General features: G+C 43.7%; 4 protein-coding genes. 2 read left to right on the top strand and 2 right to left on the bottom strand.

Annotation, left to right across the window (positions count from 1 at the left end; all coding sequences use genetic code 11):
- A partial coding sequence (locus AB5H98_RS13070; RefSeq protein WP_367926323.1) for a PTS sugar transporter subunit IIA occupies positions 1-375 on the bottom strand: 375 nt, incomplete at its 3' end.
- 310 nt (positions 376-685) lie between these two features.
- Here AB5H98_RS13070 and AB5H98_RS13065 point away from each other — a divergent pair.
- Together AB5H98_RS13065 and AB5H98_RS13060 are read left to right on the top strand one after the other, a co-directional pair.
- Entirely contained in the window at positions 686-976 is a 291-nt protein-coding gene (locus AB5H98_RS13065; RefSeq protein WP_367926322.1) for a PTS sugar transporter subunit IIB, read from the top strand.
- A 62-nt stretch (positions 977-1,038) separates the two neighbouring features.
- Positions 1,039-2,346, top strand: a complete 1,308-nt coding sequence (locus tag AB5H98_RS13060; protein ID WP_367926321.1) for a PTS ascorbate transporter subunit IIC — start codon at positions 1,039-1,041, stop codon at positions 2,344-2,346.
- 167 nt (positions 2,347-2,513) lie between these two features.
- Here the strand turns inward: AB5H98_RS13060 and AB5H98_RS13055 are convergent, their stop codons facing one another.
- Complete coding sequence (locus tag AB5H98_RS13055; RefSeq protein WP_367926324.1) at positions 2,514-3,335, bottom strand: SLC13 family permease; 822 nt, start codon at positions 3,333-3,335, stop codon at positions 2,514-2,516.
- Between the last annotated feature and the right edge of the window lie 44 nt (positions 3,336-3,379).

Below are 3,379 nucleotides of genomic sequence, written 5' to 3'. Positions count from 1 at the left end.
AAGAATTTTAAATAACTGGCGCATATTTTTCACATGGGCCTCTTCATCCACGGCCGCCAAGGCAAAAAATAAAGTGGCATCCTTTTCTCGGTCATCCGGATCAAAACGTACTGGCTGTTCAAACTTTACAAAGGAAACAGCCGTACAACGTACACCTGGTGCCCCCTTTGTAGAATGTGGAATCGCCAACCCTGGTACCAATACAATATAAGGACCAAACTCTTCTACACATTCTATTACGCGAGCGGCATACTCCTCATTCGCACACCCGGTACGAACTAAGGGCGAGCAACTCTTTCGAATTGCATCTTTCCAGTCATCCGCCTTTTCAAAAAATGCAAATCGATCTTCTTCAACAATTTCTTTCAGCAGCATTTTCTCCACCTCTTTTCACTTTTGCTCTTTTCTATCACAAATTATACAACTTCTTGCAGCTATTTGCAATATTTAGCAAAAATATTTTCATAATTTAGAATTTTGCACTTATTTTGTTCCGTTTTTTTATTGAATCCGCTTATTTTTTCTTTTTTTGTTCAAAATTGTTGACTTTTTCCTGGGACAGTTTTAGGATAAAAGACAAGAAATGTCATATTCCGCCTATAATCTACAAAAATTATCTTTTGACGAAAACTTATGGCAAAATATGGCATATGGTCCGTTAACATATAAAAAGGAGGTGTATCGAATGATCAATATTTTGATGGTATGCGGAAATGGCTGCGGTAGCAGCTTGGTGTGCCAGATGGCCGTGGAGGCCGTGCTGAAAGAGCTGGGCGTGCAGGCACATGTAGACCACAGTGACATGCTTTCAGCATCCTCCAAAAGCGCTGATATCCTTATTGCAGGAATTAATTTCAAGCCACACTTTGACACATTCAAGCTATTCCCTAATAAAATTTATTTGAATAGCCTTGTCAACAAGCAAGAGATTCGTGAAAAGCTGAAGCCTGTGCTCGAAGAAAACGGTTGGATGTAACAAACATTTTACGCCGTGCCCAGGCAAGAGGGCGGTATTTGTTGAAAGAATAGGAGGTTTCCATGGGAGTTTTAAATTTTATCATTGATAATATTCTTATCAATGCGGCTGTGGTTCTCGGCCTTGTAGCGCTTTTGGGATTGATCATCCAGAAAAAGAGCGTCAGTGAATGTATTAGCGGCACATTCAAGACCATGATGGGCTTTATGATTTTGTCCTCCGGTTCCTCGGTCATCGTCGGTGCTCTGGAGCCTTTCAGCACTTGGTTTTCGGCCGGACTTGGAATTCAAGGATCGGTAGCCTCCATTGAGGCCGTTCTGGCTGTGGCCATGCAAAATGAAGTTGTAGGCCGTGATATCGCGCTGGTATATGCAGGTATCTTTGTTGTCAACCTGATCATCGCTCGATTCACCAAATGGAAATATGTCTTTTTGAATGGTGAGGCCCCCATTTATATGGCTATGGCCAGCATTCTGTTTGGAGTAGGCTTGTGCGGCTTTGGACATATACCCGCAGTGCTTATTGGCGCTGTTTTGGGTGGCATTTGCTGCGTTCTGTTCCCTGCTTTGGCACAGCCTGTGGTTCGCAAAATCACCGGAAGCGACGATATCGCTTTGGGACATTTCTGCACTTTGGGTTATCTTCTGAGCGCTGGTGTTTCCAAATTGACCGGTGACGTATCCAAATCTACTGAGGACGCCAAATTCCCGGCCAAGCTTTCCTTCTTGCAAGATACCTATCTTGCCGTAGGTTCTGTTATGGTTCCTCTGTATGTAATTATGGCCATCCTTGCGGGACCGGAAGTCGTAGCCGAGGCCGCGGGAGATAAAAACTACATCGTATACGCCATTCTGCAAGGTATTACCTTCTGCGTAGGTCTGTTTATTCTTCTCACCGGTGTTCGTCTGTTGATCGCCGAACTTGTTCCGGCCTTTGCAGGTATCGCAGAAAAGGTCGTGCCGGGTGCACGCCCCGCTCTGGACTGCCCAGTTCTGTTTACTTATGCTCCCAATGCCATCGTATATGGTTTCGTGTTCACGACGGTGGGTACCGTAATTGGCATGTTCCTGTGGCCGGTATTCGGTCTTCCGATGGTTATTCCTGGTATCATGTCAAACTTCTTTGCTGGCGGCACAGCAGCTATCTTTGCCAATGCCACCGGCGGTCGCCGTGGCACCATCATTGCCAGCATCGTACACGGTTTGTTTATTTCTCTGCTTCCCGCTCTGGTTGCACCGTATCTCGGCCAAATTGTTATCGAAGGATTACCTTCTCTATCGGCCTATACAATGACAGACGTGGACTGCGTATCTATGAGCCTGTTCTACTCTTGGCTGCTTCGCCCCTTGGCTAGCTTGCTGGGTATGTAATAAACATAGGTTACTTAATCATGAAAAACACCCTCTGATGCAACTGCGCATCAGAGGGTGTTTTGTTTATATCGTCTTCTAGATTCATTATCAAATTTCACGCAATCAATACCATCATTTCTAAATGAGCTTTTTCGTTCACCGAAAATTTCATCGTCGCTCCTTGTTTAATAGCAACGGAATAAAGGCCAAAATTTACTTAGTAAATAGCCTGCCGCAGATAATACAAAAATATTTACCAAGGTCATTAAGGTTCCGTTTTTGAGGAGATATCGAGGCTTTAATCCCAATCCAACCGGAATGGTACGAATGGTTGTAGGCAACATATAGGCACAGTTGAACGAAGCAATGACCGTATAAAGATAAGGCATTGGATTGAGCGAAAGGCCTTCGCAAATGCTAAATACGATCGGCATCGAAATTGCCGCTGCGGATGTATTATTGGATATTTCCGAAAGTCCAATTGTAAGTGCACAAAAGACCAAATAAGTACCGAACTGTCCGTTCAGAGGCAAAATCCGAATTAAAGCTGCAATTTGATCAATGGCTCCGGTCGCATCCAATAACGCACCAGCAGCCATACCACCACCACACATATAAATAAGATCCCAGCTTAATTTTGGAAATGCATCCTGCCACCGATTTAAGAAGCCGCCATCCTGTTTTGGAATTATAAAAGTAAGAAGACCACAGATCAGAAAAACGAATGCTGGCTTCAATCCTGGCAGAATCTCAGCATATAGGTTTCGCGTGAAGCACAAAATCAAAACAAATGCGAACATCAAAAGTGCAATTTTTTCGTCTCGTGAAATCCTATCCATCTTCTGATATAAACCACGAAAGTACGCTCTGGTTCCTTTTAAATTTACATTCCGCGGTTTTATAAGCAGTAGAACCAGACAGTCTGCCACTGCCACTACAAACAAAAGTGGAATCATACGAACAGCCCAAGCTGTATACAAAAATTCTTCTCCTGTCCATTTGCTTATGTGTGATAAAGAAGCAATAGAAGTGCAAAAAATTTTGCCGTTCC

It is taken from the genome of uncultured Ruthenibacterium sp. (assembly GCF_963558415.1).
Taxonomy (GTDB): domain Bacteria; phylum Bacillota; class Clostridia; order Oscillospirales; family Ruminococcaceae; genus Ruthenibacterium.
The sequence above is the reverse complement of the archived record's forward strand: the minus strand, read 5'-3'. Positions and strand labels throughout refer to the sequence as shown.